This window comes from Acinetobacter sp. H1(2024) (assembly GCF_046557555.1).
Classification (GTDB): domain Bacteria; phylum Pseudomonadota; class Gammaproteobacteria; order Pseudomonadales; family Moraxellaceae; genus Acinetobacter; species Acinetobacter seifertii.
The window spans coordinates 74,633-96,219 of sequence record NZ_JBKGFO010000009.1 but is presented as its reverse complement, the minus strand read 5'-3'; the positions used below and the strand labels follow the sequence as shown (position 1 = coordinate 96,219).

The window sequence follows — 21,587 nt, the reverse complement described above, 5'->3', positions numbered from 1 at the left end:
TTATGCAGTTACTTTCGCAACAACACCAGCACCTACAGTACGACCACCTTCACGGATCGCAAAACGTAGACCTGGGTCCATTGCGATTGGGTGGATTAATTCTACTGACATTTCAACGTTGTCACCTGGCATAACCATTTCAACGCCTTCTTTCAACTGGATTGCACCAGTTACGTCAGTTGTACGGAAGTAGAACTGTGGACGGTAACCATTTAAGAATGGAGTGTGACGACCACCTTCTTCTTTAGAAAGTACGTATACTTCTGCGTCGAATTTAGTGTGCGGCTTGATTGTACCTGGTTTAGCAAGTACTTGACCACGCTGTACGTCTTCACGCTTAGTACCACGAAGTAATACACCACAGTTCTCGCCTGCACGACCTTCGTCAAGAAGTTTACGGAACATTTCTACGCCAGTTACAGTTGTTTTAACTGTATCTTTAATACCAACGATCTCTACTTCTTCACCAACTTTAACAATACCTGATTCTACACGGCCTGTTACTACAGTACCACGACCAGAAATTGAGAATACGTCTTCGATCGGCATTAAGAATGCTTTGTCGATAGCACGTTCTGGTTCTGGGATGTAAGAGTCAAGAGCTGCTACAAGAGCAAGAACTGATTCTTCACCGTAAGGACCTGCTTCACCGTTAAGAGCAGCAAGAGCTGAACCACGGATTACTGGAGTGTCATCACCTGGGAAGTCATAAGTAGAAAGAAGTTCACGAACTTCCATTTCTACTAATTCAAGTAATTCTTCGTCATCAACAAGGTCGCATTTGTTTAAGAATACGATGATGTAAGGTACACCAACCTGACGAGAAAGAAGGATGTGTTCACGAGTTTGTGGCATTGGACCGTCAGTCGCAGCACATACAAGGATCGCGCCGTCCATCTGAGCAGCACCAGTGATCATGTTTTTAACGTAATCGGCGTGGCCCGGGCAGTCAACGTGTGCGTAGTGACGAATTGGAGAATCGTATTCTACGTGTGAAGTATTAATTGTAATACCACGTGCTTTTTCTTCAGGTGCTGAGTCGATTTGTGAGTAATCTTTCGCTTCACCGCCGTAAGTTTTTGCACAAATAGTTGCAATCGCAGCAGTTAAAGTTGTTTTACCATGGTCAACGTGACCGATTGTGCCCACGTTTACGTGTGGCTTATTACGTTCAAACTTAGCCTTAGCCATGTTTATAATCCTCGTTTACGTCGAACACAATTCTGAGCAAACACCCAGCATCGACATGTCGCCTAAAAAATCAAACACCCAATACTTGAAAAGCAGACTAATAAGCCTGCTTTTTAAATCTTTGTAGAAAATCTACTAAACTGTATATCTGGAGCTCTTATCGAGATTTGAACTCGAGACCTCTCCCTTACCAAGGGAGTGCTCTACCACTGAGCTATAAGAGCGATTGTCCTTCGATGGAGCGGGAGACGAGGATCGAACTCGCGACATGCAGCTTGGAAGGCTGCCGCTCTACCAACTGAGCTACTCCCGCACTGTGTTGGTATATATACCACTTCAATCGAAGTTAATGGTGGTGAGAGAAGGATTCGAACCTTCGAAACTTTCGTAGCGGAGTTACAGTCCGCCCCCTTTGACCGCTCGGGAATCTCACCATATCACACTTATTTCAGTGTTGTTCTTTACTTCACAACTACACACCTTTAAGATGGTGCCGGCACACGGATTCGAACTGTGGACCTACTGATTACAAGTCAGTTGCTCTACCAACTGAGCTATGCCGGCTCTTCTTAGTGTTTCGTACGTTTCGTATCGGAACGGTGTGCAGTTTAGCAAAACTTCCAAACGATGCAAGCGGTTTTTTAAAAAAAATCGCTAAAAACTCATAAAATCAATCCGTTTGATGATAATTCAACCGCTTTGATCACTGCGCGAGCTTTTATTTGGGTTTCATTCCATTCAGATTCAGGATTTGAGTCAGCTACCAAGCCTGCTCCAGCCTGTACATAGACTTTTTTGTCACGAATAACGCATGTACGGATTGCGATCGACATATCCATTTCACCATGCCATCCCAAATACCCCACTGCTCCACCAAATACACCTCGTTTCACTGGTTCTACTTCATCAATGATTTCCATTGCACGAATTTTTGGGGCACCAGATAAGGTACCAGCAGGGAAAGTCGCTTTAAACACATCTAAAGCATCTATATCGTCACGAACTTCGCCTTGTACGTTTGAAACAATGTGCATGACATGTGAATAGCGCTCAATCACCATTTGATCGGTTACTTGAACCTTACCTATTTTAGAAACTCGCCCAACATCGTTTCGACCAAGATCAATCAGCATTAAGTGCTCAGCAATTTCTTTTTCATCTGAAAGTAAGTCTTTTTCTAAAGCAACATCTTCCTCTTTAGTTTTTCCGCGCGGCCTCGTACCTGCAAGTGGACGAACTGTCGCAATACCATTTTCTAAACGAGAAAGAATTTCTGGTGAAGAACCAACAATATGAAATGGTTTTTTATCAGCAATCGTTTGCCCTTGTACCAAAAATAAATAAGGCGAAGGATTTAAATGACGTAATGCACGGTAAACCTGTAAGGCTTCACCATCAAAATCAGAAACCATGCGCTGCCCTGGAACAACCTGCATTACATCACCAGCACGGATATATTCTTTAACTTTTTCTACTGTTTCTAAGAACTTTGCTTTACCCGTAATTGATTCAAAATGAGGAGGAGTATGTGGTTTGGCTTGCAAGCTAACAGGAATAGCGAGTAACTGTTCTAATTGATCTAATTTTTGCTGGGCATCTTGATAAGCATTTGCCTGTGTTGCATCAGCGTGAACAATTAAAAATAGTGTATCTTTAAGGTTATCAAAGACAATAACTGTTTTTGATAACATTAACCACAAATCAGGTAACGTGATTGGGTCAGCTGTAGGTACATTCTTTAAGCGTGGTTCAATATAACGGACAGCATCATAACCCAAATATCCCACCAATCCGCCTGTAAAGCTTGGTAAGTCTGGCAAGAGCTCTGCTGATGGCACTTTAAATTGTTTTTGGAAGTTACGAATATATTCAAAAGGATCTTGGCAATCTTGTTGTGTGATTGAGCCATCAGCATGCTGTATAGACAAAACCCCAGCATTGCATGAAAAAACGGTTGATTCGCCTAATCCAATCATAGAGTAGCGCGCCCAGTTTTCCCCACCCTCAACCGACTCAAATAAATAAGCTTGTGTTTGGTCTTTAAAACGAGCAAAAACCGATAATGGGGTTTCTGTATCTGCTAACCGCTGACGATAAACAGGAATAGTGTTATAACCAGCAGCCTTAAGTTGCTCGAATTGCGCTAATGTTGTCATGAATCTTCTCTAATATGGTTTCGATTTAAAAGTGTGTTTTTCTAGATTCGTTTTAGACACGCCATCGAAAAACCATACGCTTATTCATTCTTATCTCCATTTTCTTCATTAAACAATTAACTCAGCAAGACTATCAACAACTTGCTGAGGTTGGCAATCATAGATGCTTTCTCCATGATTATAGCCATAGCTAACCACAATACAATCAATTCCAGCACGGCGCGCAGCTTCTACATCATTGCTTGAATCACCAATCATTAACGATTGTGAAGCAGACGTATTTAGACTTTGCATGCAATGCAGCAATGGTAATGGATGTGGTTTTCTTTCAGGCAAGCTATCTCCCCCAAGTACAACTTGGAAATAAGAGGAAAGCTCTAATGCATCTAATAGTCCTTGAGCAAGTTTGACAGGCTTATTAGTAACACAAGCCATTTTTATATTTAGAGTTTGGCAATGTTTTAAAAACTCAGGTACACCAGAGTAAATTTGAGTATTTACACAAAGTTCTGCACCATATGTCTCTACAAATGTGTGTAATAAAACCTTATGTTGTTCAGCGTCTAATTTACCAAATAGATGAAGCAAAACACTTTCACAGAGTTTTGAGGCACCTTTACCCACCCATTCTCGTATTTGTAGTTCTGTCACCAATGGCCAACCGAGTGATTGCAGACTTAAATTCATAGACCGATATAAATCGGCAGCGGAGTCAACAAGTGTTCCATCCAGATCAAATAAAATTAAATCGCGCTTACTTAGTTGTGCAACAGACATTTTCTTCTACTCAAAATTAAAAAGGCATGCGTTTGGCATGCCTTGATTGTAAAAGCAGCAACGGATTATTTAAAGAATAACCATGCTAATACAGCTAAAATTACTAAAATAATAATAGTGATTAAACCAACTGAAGCATTCTTCTGTTGCTCTTTTTCTTCGGCAACACGAGAAACAGGCTCATCAAAAGTCACAGGTGATGGTTGTTTTACATTGACGTCCACACCTTCGGGAATAGGTGCAGGTTTTGGAATAGAAATATTCTGCGGCATACCATCGTGGCGAACTTCTACCTCTGCAGCACGCTCTGCAAGGCTTGGCATGCCTTGATCACTTAAATCCTGGATTGGTGCAGCTTGCACTGGTTCTGCTTCAACTTCAGGTAAATCAGTAATTTTTTGAGCAGGTGCTAAAACTGAGAATTTGAAACTCGCAAATTGAACAATATCACCATCATGTAGCTGCTTTTCTTGCTCAATACGAATATCGTTTACAAATGTACCATTCGATGAATTAAGGTCTTGAACCCATAGCAATTGATCTTTTAAAAGCAATGCAGCATGGCGACGTGAAATTTCAGCAGCTTGTAACAACAAATCAGCGTCCTGATGGCGCCCTACCAACATATCACGATCAACTGTAATTTCTTGTCCAGTAATTTCACCAGTAATTGCTTGTAGTTTCCAAGTCATGCATATGTCCTATTCATTTTTTATCAATCATAACATGCTACTACTGCGCTGTGTTTGGTCGCAGTGTGGTAGTTGTTACTGTATTTTTAGTACGATTCACTTCTGGTTCAGGCAACTGCAAAGTTTGCTTTTGAACCGTTGGTTCGACTGCTACTGGGGTTATTACTGTCGTACTTTTACCACCCGAAGGAACTTGCTGATAATTTTTTGACTGCGGAGCAATACTTGGAGCAGTCATCTTTTGATTATAGACGTCATCAACCTGTTCAGGCAGTTTTGCAAAATTACCATTTTTATCCATAGCTAATTGCAAGCTATAAAGCTGGTTATAGCGCTGCTGAGATAAACGACGAACATCATTTGCATCACCCACAATTGTTGGATGAATAAAGACAAGAAGGTTACGTTTTACATTACTTCTATTGTCCGAACGGAACAATCGTCCAACATAAGGAATACTACTCAAGCCGGGTATACCTTGTCTTGAAAGTGAAGTGTCATCCGACACCAAGCCACCAAGCACGACTGTCTGTCCGTGTTCAGCCAAAACAGCAGTTTTAATCGCACGTTTACTTGTCACCAAATCAGCTGCTTGCCCACGATTATCTTGAACAGCAGAGACTTCTTGTTCTACTTCTAGACGAACCGTACCACCTTCACCAATATGCGGAATGACTTTTAATGTCACACCGACATCCTTTCGTTCTACAGTTGTATATGGGTTGATACCAGTACTATTGGTAGTCACTGAGCCTGTTACAAATGGAACGTTCTGGCCTACAACAATATAAGCCTCTTCATTATCCATCGTTACAATGGATGGCGTTGAAAGCAAGTTTGATTTGGTATTGGTTTTAAGGGCCTGAATTAATGCACCATATGCCTTACGGGAATTCTCAAAATTACCCAAAGCTAAAGTTGCACCATTACCTTTATTAGCACCACTAGCAATAGCGGATGCAGCTCCAGCCGAACCACCCGACAAATAGCCAGCAGCAATAGAAGATAAGCTAGCACCTACATTACTAAAGCTAAGTAAACCAATCCCACTAGATAAATCGCCGAGTGCCCATTGAATTCCAAGTTGATCTGCATCATCACCTGAAACTTCAATAATTGCAGCCTCAATCAGTACTTGTTGGCGGCGAACATCCAGCTGTTGAATCGCAGATTCAATTTCACGCATTAATTGCGGATCGGCCTTAACGACCAAAGAGTTTTGAGCATTATCTGCAATAATGCTTACGCCATTTTGGCTAAAGCTGGAAATATTGTTCCGATTACTATTGTTTGAATTACCATTTAGATTGATTGATGGAGTCGAAATCGAACTTCCGTTTGAACCTGATGTATTTGAACTCGAGTTCTGGTTATTCCCAATCAAATTATTCATCGAATTTGATGAGTTTGATGAATTGTTATTGTTACCAGACGACGAGACAGCTTGACCAGTGACCAAACCTTGTAAAATTTCTGACAAGCTTTTAGCACTTGCATATTTCAAACGGAAAACTTTTAAACCACCTAAACGGTCAGCTGAAGGTACATCCAGCATTTCAATCATGTGGCGAATGCGCTTACGCGTTCCCGGATCGCCTTTTACCAAAATACGATTCGTTCGATTATCGGCAATAATACGAATACGAGCACCATTAAAATCTTTTGATGCTCCAGTTGCACTCATCGCTTCAAGTTGAGTAATAATTTCTTCGGCTTGGCTCGACTGAAGGTTAATCGCTTCAATATCATTTTGCCCAGTTCCGTCTAAGTTACGGATAATATTTTCAAGCTGATAAATGTTCGCAGCTCGATCAGAGACAATAAGAGCATTGGTACCTGCAATCGCAGCCATATGGGCAAACTGCGGCATTAAGGGGCGAAGTGCTGGAATTAAGTCATTTGGATTGGTGTTTTCAAGCCAAATCACTCTTGTAACAATTTGATCACCACGAACCTTATTTCGAGAATCATAAGGAATTCCCGAGTTTTTAACGTTGCTATCTGGCACAAGTTTAATTGTATTACCAGATGGAATCGCAACTACCCCGTTTACATTTAAGACCCCAAGAAATAAATCATAAACCTCATCTTTATTTAAAGGTTTATTCGAAATAACAGTGACATTCCCACGTACTCTCGGATCAACAGCAAAGTTCTTACCAGTAATGTCTGCAACTTCATTAATAAAGGCAGTTAAGTCAGCATCACGTAAATTGATCTTCCATGTTTGGGCATAGGCACTGCTACTTACTGTCGCAATCAATGGGGCTGCTGCAAGTAATGCCCAAAGTGGACGTTGATGATTCAATAAAGCCATAACTCGCGATATTTCCTAACTCTTATGGTGACGTGTTATCACTAAAAACTTTGTTGTATGGTCATCACTTGATCACCACGTTTTATTTCTATTTTTACTTGTCCTGCTCGCCGAGCCTGTTCAAGTAATTGCACATCCGTTTGCCCTTGCCCAACCGTTTGACCATTTAAAGAGACAATTCGATCGCCAGGCCTTAAACCTAGCTTATTTCTAAGCGCGGTTGGTGTACGTTCTGTAACTTCATATCCCTCACCAGAGCCTCCACTAACCCCCATATCTTTGAGGTACTGATCTCGATTGCCTTGCATCTGCTGAATCGCTTGCCCCAAAGCTTCTTGGGTCGTATTCACAGGTGCCGTAGGCTGAGATGGCGTGACAGCTTGCGGTGATGCATTTGGAGTCATAGGCTGATATAAACCATTTGGCAGACCTTTGAACTGAAGTTCGCGAGTACTACCATTTCCTTGACGCAATACCACATGATCCCAATAAACCTCTGACAGTTGATAAGAGGTAGAACCTATGGTTTCACCAACTCGATAACGTTCAGCAGTATTATCAACCTTAATAACAGCAGAAGAAAACTGGTTTGGATACCCAACCATTACGCCTTGTAATTCTAGATTCACATTTTCTTGAGCCGCATTGGCAGAAGGTTCATTAAAAATTGAAAAAGTACTAATGTTTGGTATTTGAGGTTGTTGAGAACCGAGCTCTACACGATCAAACTGCATCATTTGAGGGGGTGCTACCACCAACCAAAAAAATGAAGCCAGCTTCCAACATAACCACAAAATTAAAATAATAAGGACAACTACACTGAGTCGATCTAACTTTTGCCACTGTAACTGCTGTAATTTATCAATCCATGTTTTCATCAGTTACCACCTTGTAATAATGGTTGACGAGAACTAATGACAAAAGTATCTAAACCAGCTTTTCCGTCATAAGATGGAACATTAAGTAATAAACGCTGTGTAAGTTGAACATCAAGCATCATATTGGCATCCAGTAAAAGATTCGCCATTTTTTGATTGCGTTGATCTCGAATATCAATTTGTAGCTGCCCATTATGGTCAGTCAACTGCCCACTTAAAGAAGGCATGTTCATACGATCTTGACGATCACCAATCGTGTAAACGAGTGCTCCACCACCCCAATGTAATTGACCATCAACCGCAGCAAAACCTTGCTCTTTTTTATAATTAAATTGGATATCTTTAAGTTGAATACTATTTACAGGCCATTGCCAATTCACAATTTGCTTCAGTGTTTCTGGCGCAACTTGCCCAGTCATATTCCTTACAATGACTTTTTTGCCAAAACCATACGCCATAATCCCCGTTAACTGCGTATTACCACTATGAATATCAACATCTGCGGCGAAGCGTAATAAAAGTAAATCTAGAGGTCTTGTTTTCCAATGAATGGTTCCGCGTAAAGCACCACGATGCCAGTCTGCCTGCCCCTGCCAGATATTCCCACTCACATTATGGACAGTTTGATTATTCTTTGAAAATTTAGAGATAAGCCAAGTCGCTGGAATCTGTAAAATAATAAAAATTAAAAATGCAATGAGGGCAAAAAACCACCACTTCCATTGCTTAGACTTTTTCTTCATTCAGCCTTACCAACATGCAAATTATCGTCCTTATATGAGAGTTCCTCTCTAGTCTGACATTATGCATACTTTTTCAACATCGCCAATTGACTTCATATAAAAAAACCAAGCAATCAAGCTTGGCATCTTCTTAAAGACTATAAGTTGAACGTATGACAGAATCATGAAAATTTAAGATGATCTTTCTAAATGTAAATTTAGTCTCAACAATACATTTAATTAGGAATTTAAACACTTTATTGATGACTTGATATTTAAAATAAGAATTTTTATTTTTTAAAATAAAAAAGCCAAGCAAAATCGCTTGGCTTTTTAAGAAGCAAAAACAATTAGATTAAGAAATCTTCAAGTTTTGCACCTTTTTCAATTTCAGCAACTAACCAACGTGGTTGTTTACCGCGACCAGTCCAAGTCTCTTCAGAATTGTTTTTGTTACGGTAACGTGGTTCTACAGATTTACGTGTAGTTTTCTTACGTTTTTGAGCACCAAACTCAAGAAGTTGTTCAACACTGAAACCTACATTTTCAGCAATCTCGATAATTTGATTATAAGCATCTTCGATTGCTTGATCTTTTTTGCTTGCAATTAAAGCTTCTGCTTCTTCTTGTAAGCGTTTTAACTCTTCAACAGATAATTCACTAATATCCGGTTTCATTAATAAATACTCCAGTCTTACTGACAATTCAAATAATACAGACAAAATTTAAAACATTAAATCATAACCAATAGTATTTATAATCTATTAAATAAGCAATAGTTCAAAAGACAAGTTCATCAGAATAATGCTATAAATTTACTTTTTAATTACATTAATAATTATAATTGCAATATATTTTCTTAATATTTATTTAAGCTAAATGTATTAAGTCATGTCCTACTGATTTTTCTAATTCAATTATTTTACTTTTTACTTCATTTGGTATTTCACATTTTAACCCTGTCGTTTTATCTAGACAGACCATTATGGCTTCACCCGTAGCAACGATTTGCTGCTGTGCTTCACTCCATAATATATAAGCCATACGGAATGCGCTATTGCGTATTTCTTCTACACGAACCCCTACTTTCAATACATCAGGATAAAAAACGGGTTTTAAATATCTGCACTGACTTGAAGCAACAACAGTATATATATTGGGGATCAATATATTTACATTTTCCATATATAAAATACGTGAGCTTTCAATATATCTATAATATTGTACATTATTGACATGACCAAAAGCATCCATATCTCCCCATGCAACTTTCTGGTCATATATTACAGGGTAGACAGACAGTTCTTTCATTTTTACCTCAGATTTTAAATTTTAAAAAATTTGCATCATTTTCAAAGATTAGGTTTAACTGTTTGATTAACTCATCATCTTCTTTTAAGGTGGATTTAATACGTAAATAGTTCATTAAAATATTATCAGGGTATAAACTTAATAATATTTCAGCTTCAGCTTGACGATTCGTTGCCATGTAAACATGCCATTTTGCAAATGTTAAAATTGGCAAATTCATATATTGAGTTTCAAGTTGATTTATCTTTTCTTCAACGTCGGCATAGTCAGGAACCTGCTTAAGCAGTTGCTGCTGAAACCACAAATAAAATACTTCTGGATCAAATTGCTCTTTGAGCAGATGCAAAGTTAATGTTTCATGCTGAATACTCATTTCTGGCATACGCGCCAAAAGTTTTAGCCACAGCAATTTACTACTATAGGGTCTGGTTTGAATCTCAGACTCTAAATCTAGATAGCGCTGTTGCAATGCATGCAAGTCATCAATTGAAGCTTGATCAAATTGTTGGAGAAGCTGCTGCAACCATAAATCACGATGCTCAGCGTCCAATAATCCATATTTCATTGAACGTAAATATAACCATGGTTGCTGTAAAGCAAGCTGCCCCCATAACGCAGTTAATCGCTGTTGATAGGCTGTCTCGATTTCTTCAAGCCATGGCGATAATTGATGCTGATATAGGAACTCAAGATGTGTTAATGCACGTTCAGCTTCATTTTGAGCTAAAAATATTTCAATCCGCTGTAACTCTGCCAATTCAAAAGCCATCGGTGGCGATTGATCTAAAGCATCTAGAGCTTTAGGGTAATCTTCATTTAATACTAAGAACTTGGCATCAATAATATTTTTTAAAAGCCCTGACTGGGTAAAAACCCGTTCGATAAAGACACGTTGATCTTCGGCGGCTTCTAATAGCCAGACAATACCCAATTGCTCATAGGGGTGAAGGTTTTTAAACTGAAAAATATTCTCTCTTTTACGTTGTTCACGAGAAGAATAACGCTTAATCCAAAGCCATATTAACTGAGCAATAAAACTCATTAGGACAAAAGTAAGGACTAATCCCCACACGTTTGTTTGCAATTGTAGCTGTCGCCAGTAGATATAAACATATCCCATGCCGTAGCCATAGCTAAGCAAAGCTAAAGCTGCAAAAAGTACTAAACTAATAAGAAGATAAACCCATAGGAGATGTTTCATATGCCCTCCTTATGAGCCTAGTAAGCCAAGAGTCGATAATTTAGGTACAGGTACGATAGATAAATGAGATACTTTAGCAATACGATTTTTCAATTGCTGACTGGTCGCATCTGGCATTTCATTTAATTTCTGCATTACTGATTGCAGCTCATTTTGATATTCAGCCATTTTTCCTTGGTTTAATGCCTGCTCGGCAATTAATAACCTTAGTTGCACTTCTTTTAGCACAACACTTCGATTCATTAAATTAATAGACGGTGTTTCTACTTTTTCAATACGGAACCATTTCTTCCACCAAGACACTGACTCAGATTGATCCATCTCAAGTTTAGGTCGAGCCAATGCTTGCTGAATATTTTTATCGATAGTTTGCAGTAGATCATCAATCATTTGATGACGCTGATTTTGAGCAATTACGTATTGTTGTATTGCTTGTTTATCTTGTTCAAGCGCCTGATTTAGGCTGTGTTTTAATGCTGGAGCAATTTCATATTGAGGCAATGCTTGTTGTAACTGAGTTAAATGATCTACTGCATAAATAAACTGTTGTTGATCTATCGCAAACTGAATTAAGTCTAATTTTTGTTTAATTAATACCGTTGGCTCAATGCCTGCATGAATGATTTCGCTATTTGTCGATGGTGTCGACTGAACATCACTACCCGGCTGGGTTTGAACTTGTCTCTTTAGTGCAACCAACTGATCATTCAGATTGGCATATTGCTGTTCCGATTGCATTAAGCTTTGCTGAAGCTCAGGAACCGTACGAGAAATTTGCCACATATCGTAGCTAAGCTTAGCCAACCAAGCGATGCCTAGCAAAATGATAATAGAAACAAGTTTTCTCATACGAATCCTTATAATGCCTGAATGTGATGAATCATCCCCGAAGGCGATAAATTTTCAAGTTGAATAATGTGAAAATGAGCCTGTTGCTGATCGCGATATTTTCTTACAAGTTGAAAAAGACGTGGTCCTAAAACCAAATATACACAATCAGGTTGTACATTATTATTTAAACAAAGCTCTAACCAATATTTCCAGCTTGCCTCACTGGTAATTAAGACAAGCCATTTTTCTAAATTATAATTTGAATTCTGTGTCAGATGCTTAAATGTTGAATATGAGAGTTCTGGGCACTGCCGATGATATAAGACAAAATTTAAAATCTGAATCCCTTGCTGCTGCAAAGTGTCCATCATAAATTGGCGGCCACCTTCCCCTCTCCAAAAAGCCACACTACCCGTCTGCTGCATATTATAGAGAATAGGCAGTCTGAGCATACCTTCAGAAGTTTCAACATCTGGAACATGTGCTTCAATTCCATATTCATGGAGACGATTCGCCGTAGCCTGCCCAACCGCAATCCACTGAACATGTTTTAAGTTATCTAGCTTTAAACCACTTTGCGTTAAGTACTGCATACCCACATCAACCGCAGTGGGACTTACAGCCACTATAGCTTGCGCCTCGACTAACTGCTGATAGAGTTGAAAGAGTGAATCTGAAAAAGGCTGAGCAACCAGCTCTAAAAGAGGTAAAGACTCGACCTGATACCCCTTATTTTGCAAAGCTTCTGTTAATTCAGCTGCACGTGAGTCAGGTCGAGTATTAATAAACAGCATAGTTTTAGTAAAGAGCCTTTAATAAATCGCCAGCACCTTGTTCAAGTAAGTTTCGAGCAAGGTTCTCACCTAACTGCTGAGCATTGTGAGCTTCATCTGTCATTTCAGCACGTAATAATGTTTGCCCATCAGGACTTCCGACGCGACCTTCAATATGAATTTTGCCATCTTGTAAGGTTGCATAGCCCGCAATAGGTACCTGACAACCACCTTCAAGATAGGCATTAAACGCACGCTCAGCACGTACACATACGTCAGTCTCTATGTGTAAAAGAGGTTGTATTAAAGCCAATACGTCTTGATCATCTGCACGACATTCCAAACCAAGAGCACCCTGTCCAACAGCAGGCAGACTTACATTTGGCTCGATAGTATGACGAATGCGATTTTCTAATCCTAAACGTTTTAAACCAGCGCTTGCCAAAATAATCGCATCATATTGACCATCATCTAATTTACCTAGACGAGTTCCAACATTGCCGCGTAAATCAATAATTTGTAGGTCTGGGCGTTGTTTTAAAATCTGCGATTTACGACGTAAGCTTGATGTACCAACTCTCGCTCCTTGTGGTAAGTCAGTAAATTTTTCAAAATGATTTGAAACAAAAGCGTCTAATGGATCTTCACGTTCACAAATGACTGCCAAGGTTAAACCTTCTGGTAATGCCATTGGTACATCTTTCATTGAATGTACAGCAAGGTCCGCGCGACCATCTAAAAGAGCAGCTTCTAATTCTTTAACAAACAAACCTTTGCCACCAATTTTTGCTAAAGGCGTATCTAAAATTTTATCGCCCTGCGTGACAAACTTGACCAACTCTACCGTTAAATCTGGGTGAAGCTCCTGCAAACGGGCACGAATATGTTCTGCCTGCCAAAGAGCAAGTGGGCTTTGTCGTGTAGCAATTTTCAAGGTTTTCATAAATTCAAGCATGGGCTGGTCAAACAATACACCCTAAACTTAACTTGATCCCTTAAAATTGCAAGTAAAATCTCACCAGCAAAAATAAGACAGGCGCAAGTTAAAGCTGATGTATCCGCTCTCTGAGCGTAGACAAATGACGACGGCTAACGGAAAGTCTTTCATCAAGGCCTCGTAAACGAACCTGATACTGGCCTGAACTTACAAGCTCTAAACCATCTAAATAAGCAATTGAGACCAAGGCATTTCGATGAATACGAATAAATTGATCTGCAAATTCAGTTTCAAGCTCTTTCAGTGTTTCATCAATTAATACACTGCCATTTTTATGACGTATCGTGACATATTTTTGATCTGCCAAAAAATAATAGATATTTTCAACAGGAATCAGTTCAACCCCACGGTAGGTTTTGGCAGCAATTTGATGTCTTTGTGTTTTTAAACCCTGTAAAAGTTCAGGGTTTGGCAAGGCATTGAGCTGTGCTTGGGTAAGTTGCGTTAACTGCTTTAAAGCTTGTTCAAGTTCTGCTGGATCAATCGGTTTAAGAAGATAAGCTTGTGCTTGTGATTTAAACGCCTCCAAAGCATGCTGATCATAAGCTGTACAAAAGACAATAGCAGGTCGAGGGTTAAGCTGGCTTAATTGTTCCGCACAGACGAGACCATTCATACCCGGCATTTGGATATCAAGTAAAATCACATCTGGTTGATGAAGCCGTGCCTGTTCCAAGGCATCTTGGCCATGATGAGCTGTTGCAACAACCTCATGTCCCATCTTTGAAACTAAACGTGATAATCGCTCCACTGCTAATGGCTCGTCATCACAAATTAGCACCTTCATTCATCCTCCTTGTCACCGTTAACTTGGTCCATTTTTTTATGGTTAACTCTGACTGGCTTATTATTTTGATTGGTATTGATAGCTCATAATAGTGGTATATAAAGTTTCACCCTTATATACCTGGAACCTAACTGAGTTCCCATAATACGCTTTCAAGCGTTGTTTAACGTTTTCAAGAGCGATTCCATGCCCTTTCCGTGATTTTATTGTATCGTCTGTATAAGGGTTGGTAATGACTATACTGACCTGATTTTGCAATATTTCAACCAATACCCCTATGGTTGCCTTACCCATCATTGGTTCCACCCCATGAAAAATACTATTCTCTAACAAAGGTTGTAATGTCAATAAAGGAATCGTGACCTGCTTTAATTGCAAAGGTTCAAGCTCCACTTTCCAGTCGACTTGTAAACGCTCACCTAAGCGTATTTGTTCAATCATTAAGTATTGTTTACTGAGTTCAATTTCTTCATACAAGCTTACCAATTTTAATTCTTGGAAACTCGCTCTAAATAAACGCGACAGACTAATCAGCATACTTTCAGCTTTATCTGGGTCTATCGTAATTAAACTCACCACATTATTTAAACTATTAAATAAAAAGTGAGGATGAATACGCGCTTGCATGGCCTGAATACGCGCATTTAATTCTGCATATTGTTGATGTAACCACTGTTCTCTGACATATAAATAGCGCAAACAAAATGCGCCGAGTAGTATTCCATAGCTTAAATATAAAGGGACATTGGTAAAATAAATGCTCCAGTCATGCGCTATATCACTCGTTCTTTTCAAGATTCCGAATTGAAAAAAATTACTTATTAGGGTGGTCACTACCACAATCGCTTGCAGCATAACAAAGCCAATTGCCAAAGCATATTTTTGCTGCAGTTGACTAAAAAAATTTTGAAAATATTCAACTAAGGCAAAAAAAGACAAAATCACCCAGTTAATAAAAATCATATATTGTAAAAGGCGCGACCCGCTTAAGGCATGCCACGATTGCGCTTCAGCCAAAGCTAAAACCAGCGCCAAAACATTACTTGCGATAATTAATTCGAATAAATGTTGCCAACGATCAATTTTCGTAAAAAAATAGGAGGAATTTTGATTTCGATATGCTGTAGAAAACAACTTTGTTTGTTGAGCTTCGGCAAGTGATATACTCTTTTTTATTTTACTGAGCCACCATGACCACATCTTCAAATCCCCCTAATTCAGCAGCCCCAGACCAAACCTCAGGTATGTGGGGTGGTCGTTTTTCTGAAGCGACAGACGCTTTTGTAGCAGAATTTACTGCCTCTGTTCAGTTTGACCAACGTTTTTATAAACAAGACATCGCAGGTTCAATTGCGCATGCTACCATGCTTGCAAAAGTTGGCGTACTGACAGAAGCAGAACGAGACGACATTATTGAAGGTTTAAGCACCATTCGTGCAGAAATTGAAGCTGGAAACTTTGAATGGCGTATCGATCTTGAAGATGTTCACATGAACATTGAATCACGTTTGACTCAGCGTATTGGCATTACAGGTAAAAAACTCCACACTGGTCGTAGCCGTAATGACCAAGTTGCAACTGATATTCGTCTTTATCTACGTGACGAAATCGATGACATTTTAGGTTTATTAAAGCGTTTACAAAAAGGCTTGTTAGGCTTGGCTGCTAAAAATGTAAATACAATTATGCCTGGCTTCACTCATTTACAAACAGCTCAACCCGTAACTTTCGGCCATCACTTGTTAGCATGGTTTGAAATGTTAGTTCGCGATACAGAACGTCTTCAAGATTGTCGTAAGCGTGTTAACCGTATGCCACTTGGTTCCGCGGCTCTTGCGGGTACAACTTACCCGATCGATCGTGCTTATACAGCAGAACTTTTAGGTTTTGAAGCTGTATCTGAAAACTCTCTTGATGCTGTTTCTGACCGTGACTTTGCCATTGAATTTAATGCAGCAGCTGCGCTTATCATGATGCATTTATCACGTATGTCAGAAGAACTGATTCTTTGGACTTCTGCACAGTTCAAATTTGTGAATATTCCTGATCGCTTCTGTACTGGCTCATCAATCATGCCGCAGAAGAAAAATCCGGACGTTCCAGAACTGATTCGTGGTAAATCTGGCCGTGTATTTGGTGACTTAATTAGCTTACTTACGCTCATGAAAGGTCAACCTTTAGCATACAACAAAGACAACCAAGAAGATAAAGAACCTTTGTTCGATGCTATCGATACGGTTCGTGGTTCACTTATGGCATTTGCAGACATGATTCCTGCATTGGTTCCGAATATTGAAATCATGCGTGAAGCTGCGCTTCGCGGATTCTCGACTGCAACCGATCTTGCTGACTACTTAGTGAAAAAAGGCGTTGCGTTCCGTGATGCGCATGAAATTGTAGGTAAAGCTGTTGCATTAGGTGTAGCTGAAGAAAAAGATTTATCTGAGTTAACACTTGAGCAATTACAACAATTCTCTGACTTAATCACAGCAGACGTATTTGATAAAGCTTTAACACTAGAAGCTTCTGTAAATGCACGTGATCATATTGGCGGAACTTCACCAAAACAGGTTGAAGCTGCAATTACTCGTGCCCATACACGTTTAGAACAGTTATACGCTTAAGGATAAATCATGAGTCGCCAAGTATTTTGTCGTAAATATCAAAAGGAAATGGAAGGTCTAGACTTCGCTCCTTTTCCAGGTGCTAAAGGCCAAGATTTCTTTGAAAATGTTTCTAAGCAAGCATGGCAAGAATGGTTACAGCACCAAACTACGCTGATTAATGAAAAGCGTTTAAATGTGTTTGAACCAGATGCAAAAAAATTCCTTGAAGAGCAACGTGAAAAGTTCTTCAATAATGATGAAAGTGTTGAAAAAGCAGAAGGTTGGAAACCTGAATAATTAGCTTGCTCTAACCTTATCGTCATTGAGAAGGCAGATCTATATACATAGATCTGCCTTTTTTTACGTGAAACTTACACAAACATATAAAGCCTTACATAGAGCGCACAGGACTCTACATGACATAAATTCAATGAAACCTTATTATGAATCCATAGCAAGTGAGACACGATCCCTGTCGTGTTTTCTCTTAATGCACTTGATTTTCTGTCCTGAACTTCCCCCCAAAGTTCGGGACATTTTTTTATGTATTATTTTTAGTTATAAAAAAGCCTTGTTTGAAACAAGGCTTTTATTTTCTCAATTAAAGCATTATTTTTCGTGGACTTTTGCTTCAATTTCTTCAATTTTGGTATGACGAGCATCAAAGCCTTTCGCCATATAAATCACTTGTTCAGCAATGTTACGCGCATGGTCGCCAATACGCTCTAAAGAACGCAAAACCCACATCACGTTAATTACACGAGCAATATGACGCGGGTCTTCAATCATATAGGTCATTAAAGTACGCGTTGCTGACTGATATTCACGGTCAATGTCCGCATCAGCTAAAAGTACACGTAAAGCTTGATCGGCATCTAAACGCGCAAAAGCATCGAGTGCATCGTGAATCATGACACGTACTTGGTTACCGATATGACGGGTTTCCATGTAACCACGAGGTGATCCACCCTCTTCACAGAGGTTTTGTGCAATACGGGCAATTTTTGCAGCCTCATCCCCAATACGCTCAAGGTCGGTATTGGCTTTGCTCATAGCAATTACCATACGCAAGTCAATTGCGGCTGGATGGCGACGCGCCAAAATCAGTGTCAGACCTTCATCAATATCACGCTCATATTGATTAACTGCATTATCTTTAAATTGAACATCAATTGCTAAATTCGCATCTGTATCAAGCAAAGAATGAATTGCATTGGCAACCTGTTGTTCGACCAAGCCACCCATGGTCATAAACTTTGTGTTCACATCTTGCAAATCTTCATTAAATTGAGAAGAAATATGATGGCTTAACACCGGATTACTCGGACTCAAGGGAAGCCTCCAACATGATGGCGCAGGGATAAAATGATTGAGCATTAAAACACATCAATCATTAAATTTTTATGACAAAATTAAAATTCAGATAAAAGCATTTTTTTATTACTGATACGTTAACCAGCTGTTTAATTCGACCAGATCTTTTTCACCTAACTGGCCTACAGCAGCTTTTAAACGCAGTACATTTAATAAATAGTCATATTGAGCATTAAGATAATCCTGTTTTGCAGAAAAAGCATTACGCTGCGCCAATAAAACATCAACCATACTTTTTAAGCCTTCGTTATAACTGGCTTTTGAAGCTTGCGACACAAGTGCCGAAGAATCCATTGCTGCTTTTCTTGCTTCAAGTTTTGCACGGTCGGTATCTACCTGCATAAAAGCACTTTTTACATCAACATTGGCACGGCGAATGGCTGCATCGAGTTGGGCTTGTGCTTTATTTAACTCTACACTGGCTTTTTTAATAGAGGTTCGGGTCTGACCTCCATTAAATAGATTCCAGTTCATCTCTACCCCTACCTGATCAAACTTCCCATCAGTCGAAATAAGAGTTTCTGGGGTTTGTTTGGTATAACCATAGCTCGCAACTGCGTCTATCTGTGGATAAAGTGCAGCTTTTTCCACACGGCGTTGATCTTCAGCATATCGTCGTTGTAAACGCGCTTGCTGAATCTTTAAATTTTGTTGTTGGGCTAAATTTAACCAATCATCAAGCTGGGCTGGATAAGGTTTTTGAAAAGTAAAATCACTTCGCAGTACTGCAAGCTTATCTTGATAAGGACCAATATATTCCGATAGTTGCTCTTGAGCTAATAGAATCTGTACATTGGTCGCAATACGATTGGCTCTGGCACTTTGATATTGAGCATTTGCCTCACTCACATCACTACGCGCTACCAAACCTTCTTTAAGCTTGGCATTCATCATGTTGAGCTGTTCAAGTAATGCTTTTTCTTCTTGTAAATATGCAGCAGTAAGTGCTTGCTGACGAAGTACATTAAAATAAGCTTCTGCGACATTTAAAACATGATCTTGTTTTTGCAGTCTTAAAGTGATTTCACTAAGAGCAACTGAGGTTTTAACTTGCTTATAACCTTCCCATGCATCCATACGAAAAAGAGGCTGACGAGCAGATAAAGTTGCTTGTTTGGTGGTCGATGTATTACTCACCAAAGCATCTGACAACCCTTCTTGATCAACACCTGGAAAATTTGAACGTTTTACGGTTTGGCTATTACGATTAATTTTTCCAGACAAGGTAACTGTCGGTAGTAAAGCTCCCGTTGCTAAACCTAAATTGAGCTGATCTGCTTCAAATTGTTGTTGATTTGCTTGCCATGTCGGATCATTTTGTTTCGCGCGCTCATAAGTTTCAACTAAATCCAGAGCAAAACTCGACGAGGTAAAACTCCATAAACCCGCCACAAGCATTAATTTTATTTTCATTGTTTAAATCAACGATAAAACTTGGCTTTAAGACTAAGAAAAATTCGAATCAAACTCAAGCCATTAAAAGTTTTAGTTTTTTTAAGTGTTCCGAGTTTTTGATAATATTAAAATACAAATAAAAATCAAAAACATGCCGATCCAACCCAACCATGAAACATGCTCACCTACCAATACAATTGCAAAAATCGCAGCAACTAAAGGTTCAAATAAAGTTAAGGTGGTCGCTTTGCTTGCATTGACCGTTTTTAATCCGAAGCCAAAAAGTAAATAACCCAAAAACATAGGAATCAGCATCATATAGCCAGCTACGAGTAAATTGGTTGAGCTTTCTAATAACCCTCCACCTGTAACCAACAAGGTAGGAAGCAAAATAACTGCCCCACCGCCCATAATCATGCCCATTGCAGCTTTAGAGGCAACACCGCGATCTATTAATCTTTTTGCAGCCCATGAATAAAGCGAATAAGTTGTAGCTGCGACAAGACCAAGAAAAATACCGAAGTATTTATTCCATTGATTTGTACTATCTTGAACTGCATGACTTTCACCCATCGACAACATCGTTACGCCAAGTACACCGCAAATAAAACTTAGAAACCAGATGGCAGACAAAGCTTTGCGATCAAAGAATCGCTCTAAAATTGCTGCGATCAGTGGAGCAGAACCAATTGAAACCACAGTACCAATCGTAATGCCGGCATAATGCATTGAGGAATAAAAAGTAAAAGGGTAAATACCAACCGCCGCTACACCCAAAAGCAGTATTAAAAGATTTTCCCTTATAAATTGTCGGTTTTCACGTATCGCTCGGGATGCAACTAAAGCTTGTAAAAGACCTCCTCCACCCATCGCTGCGGCACCAATAGCAAGTGGGCCAAGTGTCGGTGCAAATGCCGCCGCAGTACCTGTTGTTCCCCACAAAACAGAGGCAACTAAAATCGCAATTGTGCCTCCATAGCTACTATTTTTAATGAGGCTAATCATTTGAACATTCTCTATTTAAAATGTCTTCTGCCATTTGCTTTGCTAATAGAAGTTGACGACTGTTGCCTTCCAACCCTGCTCGTGCCATAGAGCCTTCTAAAAGAAATGAAAGCTGTGTAGCCACATAGTTAACACGCTGTGAGTCTGGTATTAATTTTTTTAAATGCTCGGCAACAATAGCCTCAACTTCTTCTTTATGTTGTCTTACCGAACTTCGACCTGAACTATTCGCAGGGAACTCTGCGGCAGCATTTAAAAGCCCACATCCTCGAAAGCCTTTTTCATAGGCAAATTCTGCATGGTCTTGATAGGCATCAAATACGGCCAAAATAGCTTCTTTAGCTGTTTTTGTTGTTGCTAAACGGTTTTGATAAAGATCAAGCCACTCTTGATGCCGTGCAGCAATATAGGCATCGACCAACTCACCTTTTGAAGAAAAATTATTATAAAGCGACATCTTGGCTACATCTGCTTTAGTCGTAACTGAGTTAATACCAGTTGCAGTAATGCCATCGTTATAAAACAAAGTTGAAGCGGCATCGAGAATTTTCTGTCTTGCTGTTTTATCATTCAT

General features: G+C 39.4%; 21 protein-coding genes and 4 tRNA genes. 2 read left to right on the top strand and 23 right to left on the bottom strand.

The window, feature by feature from the left end:
* The 19 genes from tuf to ACLCEG_RS18265 form a co-directional block, all read right to left on the bottom strand.
* Nucleotides 1-1,191 carry an elongation factor Tu gene (gene tuf, locus ACLCEG_RS18355; protein WP_002157016.1) on the bottom strand — a complete coding sequence of 397 codons (1,191 nt, stop codon included), beginning with the start codon at nt 1,189-1,191 and terminating at the stop codon, nt 1-3.
* A gap of 149 nt (nt 1,192-1,340) precedes the next feature.
* Nucleotides 1,341-1,415, bottom strand: a tRNA-Thr gene (locus tag ACLCEG_RS18350).
* A gap of 13 nt (nt 1,416-1,428) precedes the next feature.
* Nucleotides 1,429-1,504 (bottom strand) — tRNA-Gly (locus ACLCEG_RS18345).
* A gap of 37 nt (nt 1,505-1,541) precedes the next feature.
* Nucleotides 1,542-1,625: transfer RNA gene (locus tag ACLCEG_RS18340), tRNA-Tyr, on the bottom strand.
* A 54-nt stretch (nt 1,626-1,679) separates the two neighbouring features.
* Nucleotides 1,680-1,755, bottom strand: a tRNA-Thr gene (locus ACLCEG_RS18335).
* Between the two features lie 98 nt (nt 1,756-1,853).
* Nucleotides 1,854-3,347 (bottom strand): anthranilate synthase component I, encoded by a 1,494-nt coding sequence (trpE, locus tag ACLCEG_RS18330; protein WP_198071732.1) that lies wholly within the window; start codon nt 3,345-3,347, stop codon nt 1,854-1,856.
* Nucleotides 3,348-3,455: 108 nt separating this feature from the next.
* A complete protein-coding gene (locus ACLCEG_RS18325; RefSeq protein WP_068932620.1) occupies nt 3,456-4,124 on the bottom strand; it encodes a phosphoglycolate phosphatase in 669 nt (222 codons plus the stop codon).
* Nucleotides 4,125-4,189: 65 nt separating this feature from the next.
* Nucleotides 4,190-4,816, bottom strand: a complete 627-nt coding sequence (locus tag ACLCEG_RS18320) for an FHA domain-containing protein (RefSeq protein WP_077165227.1) — start codon at nt 4,814-4,816, stop codon at nt 4,190-4,192.
* 40 nt (nt 4,817-4,856) lie between these two features.
* A complete protein-coding gene (gene gspD / locus ACLCEG_RS18315) occupies nt 4,857-7,133 on the bottom strand; it encodes a type II secretion system secretin GspD (RefSeq protein WP_077164322.1) in 2,277 nt (758 codons plus the stop codon).
* Between the two features lie 41 nt (nt 7,134-7,174).
* Nucleotides 7,175-8,011 (bottom strand): type II secretion system protein N, encoded by an 837-nt coding sequence (locus ACLCEG_RS18310; RefSeq protein ID WP_174722725.1) that lies wholly within the window; start codon nt 8,009-8,011, stop codon nt 7,175-7,177.
* Nucleotides 8,011-8,754 (bottom strand): type II secretion system protein N, encoded by a 744-nt coding sequence (gene gspN / locus ACLCEG_RS18305; protein ID WP_004699190.1) that lies wholly within the window; start codon nt 8,752-8,754, stop codon nt 8,011-8,013. Before gspN ends, ACLCEG_RS18310 begins: the two co-directional genes overlap by 1 nt.
* A 329-nt stretch (nt 8,755-9,083) precedes the next feature.
* Nucleotides 9,084-9,410 (bottom strand): H-NS family nucleoid-associated regulatory protein, encoded by a 327-nt coding sequence (locus tag ACLCEG_RS18300; protein ID WP_002053185.1) that lies wholly within the window; start codon nt 9,408-9,410, stop codon nt 9,084-9,086.
* Between the two features lie 193 nt (nt 9,411-9,603).
* Nucleotides 9,604-10,044 (bottom strand): acyl-CoA thioesterase, encoded by a 441-nt coding sequence (locus ACLCEG_RS18295; protein WP_004699193.1) that lies wholly within the window; start codon nt 10,042-10,044, stop codon nt 9,604-9,606.
* Nucleotides 10,045-10,051: 7 nt separating this feature from the next.
* Nucleotides 10,052-11,245, bottom strand: a complete 1,194-nt coding sequence (locus tag ACLCEG_RS18290) for a heme biosynthesis protein HemY (RefSeq protein ID WP_410568680.1) — start codon at nt 11,243-11,245, stop codon at nt 10,052-10,054.
* A gap of 9 nt (nt 11,246-11,254) precedes the next feature.
* A complete protein-coding gene (locus tag ACLCEG_RS18285; RefSeq protein ID WP_410568678.1) occupies nt 11,255-12,094 on the bottom strand; it encodes a hypothetical protein in 840 nt (279 codons plus the stop codon).
* A gap of 8 nt (nt 12,095-12,102) precedes the next feature.
* Complete coding sequence (locus ACLCEG_RS18280) at nt 12,103-12,870, bottom strand: uroporphyrinogen-III synthase (protein ID WP_410568676.1); 768 nt, start codon at nt 12,868-12,870, stop codon at nt 12,103-12,105.
* 4 nt (nt 12,871-12,874) lie between these two features.
* Nucleotides 12,875-13,792, bottom strand: a complete 918-nt coding sequence (gene hemC / locus ACLCEG_RS18275; RefSeq protein WP_410568685.1) for a hydroxymethylbilane synthase — start codon at nt 13,790-13,792, stop codon at nt 12,875-12,877.
* 100 nt (nt 13,793-13,892) lie between these two features.
* Entirely contained in the window at nt 13,893-14,633 is a 741-nt protein-coding gene (locus ACLCEG_RS18270; protein ID WP_100192209.1) for a LytR/AlgR family response regulator transcription factor, read from the bottom strand.
* 60 nt (nt 14,634-14,693) lie between these two features.
* The gene (locus tag ACLCEG_RS18265; protein ID WP_100290217.1) at nt 14,694-15,833 is read right to left on the bottom strand and encodes a sensor histidine kinase; all 1,140 of its coding nucleotides are present in this window, start codon (nt 15,831-15,833) and stop codon (nt 14,694-14,696) included.
* Between ACLCEG_RS18265 and argH the strand changes: the two genes are divergently transcribed.
* A complete protein-coding gene (gene argH, locus ACLCEG_RS18260; RefSeq protein ID WP_077169907.1) occupies nt 15,824-17,257 on the top strand; it encodes an argininosuccinate lyase in 1,434 nt (477 codons plus the stop codon). The two genes, ACLCEG_RS18265 and argH, sit on opposite strands and share 10 nt — an antisense overlap.
* 9 nt (nt 17,258-17,266) lie before the next feature.
* Nucleotides 17,267-17,536: an oxidative damage protection protein gene (locus tag ACLCEG_RS18255; RefSeq protein WP_004699209.1), complete on the top strand. Its 270-nt coding sequence runs from the start codon at nt 17,267-17,269 to the stop codon at nt 17,534-17,536.
* A 312-nt stretch (nt 17,537-17,848) separates the two neighbouring features.
* Here the strand turns inward: ACLCEG_RS18255 and phoU are convergent, their stop codons facing one another.
* The 4 genes from phoU to ACLCEG_RS18235 all read right to left on the bottom strand — a co-directional run bounded on the left by phoU (nt 17,849) and on the right by ACLCEG_RS18235 (nt 21,587).
* Entirely contained in the window at nt 17,849-18,571 is a 723-nt protein-coding gene (phoU, locus tag ACLCEG_RS18250) for a phosphate signaling complex protein PhoU (RefSeq protein ID WP_000075183.1), read from the bottom strand.
* Nucleotides 18,572-18,679: 108 nt separating this feature from the next.
* Nucleotides 18,680-20,011 carry a TolC family outer membrane protein gene (locus ACLCEG_RS18245; protein ID WP_410568683.1) on the bottom strand — a complete coding sequence of 444 codons (1,332 nt, stop codon included), beginning with the start codon at nt 20,009-20,011 and terminating at the stop codon, nt 18,680-18,682.
* Between the two features lie 96 nt (nt 20,012-20,107).
* A complete protein-coding gene (locus ACLCEG_RS18240) occupies nt 20,108-21,013 on the bottom strand; it encodes a DMT family transporter (RefSeq protein ID WP_410568673.1) in 906 nt (301 codons plus the stop codon).
* Nucleotides 21,006-21,587 (bottom strand): TetR/AcrR family transcriptional regulator, encoded by a 582-nt coding sequence (locus tag ACLCEG_RS18235; RefSeq protein ID WP_410568671.1) that lies wholly within the window; start codon nt 21,585-21,587, stop codon nt 21,006-21,008. The genes ACLCEG_RS18240 and ACLCEG_RS18235 overlap by 8 nt, the downstream gene beginning before the upstream one ends.

Bases quoted from the DNA above. Each gene is read 5' to 3' on its own strand.
- tuf (WP_002157016.1), bottom strand. From the start codon at position 1,191: ATGGCTAAGGCTAAGTTTGAACGTAATAAGCCACACGTAAACGTGGGC.
- trpE (WP_198071732.1), bottom strand. From the start codon at position 3,347: ATGACAACATTAGCGCAATTCGAGCAACTTAAGGCTGCTGGTTATAAC.
- ACLCEG_RS18325 (WP_068932620.1), bottom strand. From the start codon at position 4,124: ATGTCTGTTGCACAACTAAGTAAGCGCGATTTAATTTTATTTGATCTG.
- ACLCEG_RS18320 (WP_077165227.1), bottom strand. From the start codon at position 4,816: ATGACTTGGAAACTACAAGCAATTACTGGTGAAATTACTGGACAAGAA.
- gspD (WP_077164322.1), bottom strand. From the start codon at position 7,133: ATGGCTTTATTGAATCATCAACGTCCACTTTGGGCATTACTTGCAGCA.
- ACLCEG_RS18310 (WP_174722725.1), bottom strand. From the start codon at position 8,011: ATGAAAACATGGATTGATAAATTACAGCAGTTACAGTGGCAAAAGTTA.
- gspN (WP_004699190.1), bottom strand. From the start codon at position 8,754: ATGAAGAAAAAGTCTAAGCAATGGAAGTGGTGGTTTTTTGCCCTCATT.
- ACLCEG_RS18300 (WP_002053185.1), bottom strand. From the start codon at position 9,410: ATGAAACCGGATATTAGTGAATTATCTGTTGAAGAGTTAAAACGCTTA.
- ACLCEG_RS18295 (WP_004699193.1), bottom strand. From the start codon at position 10,044: ATGAAAGAACTGTCTGTCTACCCTGTAATATATGACCAGAAAGTTGCA.
- ACLCEG_RS18290 (WP_410568680.1), bottom strand. From the start codon at position 11,245: ATGAAACATCTCCTATGGGTTTATCTTCTTATTAGTTTAGTACTTTTT.
- ACLCEG_RS18285 (WP_410568678.1), bottom strand. From the start codon at position 12,094: ATGAGAAAACTTGTTTCTATTATCATTTTGCTAGGCATCGCTTGGTTG.
- ACLCEG_RS18280 (WP_410568676.1), bottom strand. From the start codon at position 12,870: ATGCTGTTTATTAATACTCGACCTGACTCACGTGCAGCTGAATTAACA.
- hemC (WP_410568685.1), bottom strand. From the start codon at position 13,792: ATGAAAACCTTGAAAATTGCTACACGACAAAGCCCACTTGCTCTTTGG.
- ACLCEG_RS18270 (WP_100192209.1), bottom strand. From the start codon at position 14,633: ATGAAGGTGCTAATTTGTGATGACGAGCCATTAGCAGTGGAGCGATTA.
- argH (WP_077169907.1), top strand. From the start codon at position 15,824: ATGACCACATCTTCAAATCCCCCTAATTCAGCAGCCCCAGACCAAACC.
- ACLCEG_RS18265 (WP_100290217.1), bottom strand. From the start codon at position 15,833: ATGTGGTCATGGTGGCTCAGTAAAATAAAAAAGAGTATATCACTTGCC.
- ACLCEG_RS18255 (WP_004699209.1), top strand. From the start codon at position 17,267: ATGAGTCGCCAAGTATTTTGTCGTAAATATCAAAAGGAAATGGAAGGT.
- ACLCEG_RS18245 (WP_410568683.1), bottom strand. From the start codon at position 20,011: ATGCTTGTGGCGGGTTTATGGAGTTTTACCTCGTCGAGTTTTGCTCTG.
- ACLCEG_RS18240 (WP_410568673.1), bottom strand. From the start codon at position 21,013: ATGATTAGCCTCATTAAAAATAGTAGCTATGGAGGCACAATTGCGATT.
- ACLCEG_RS18235 (WP_410568671.1), bottom strand. From the start codon at position 21,587: ATGAATGATAAAACAGCAAGACAGAAAATTCTCGATGCCGCTTCAACT.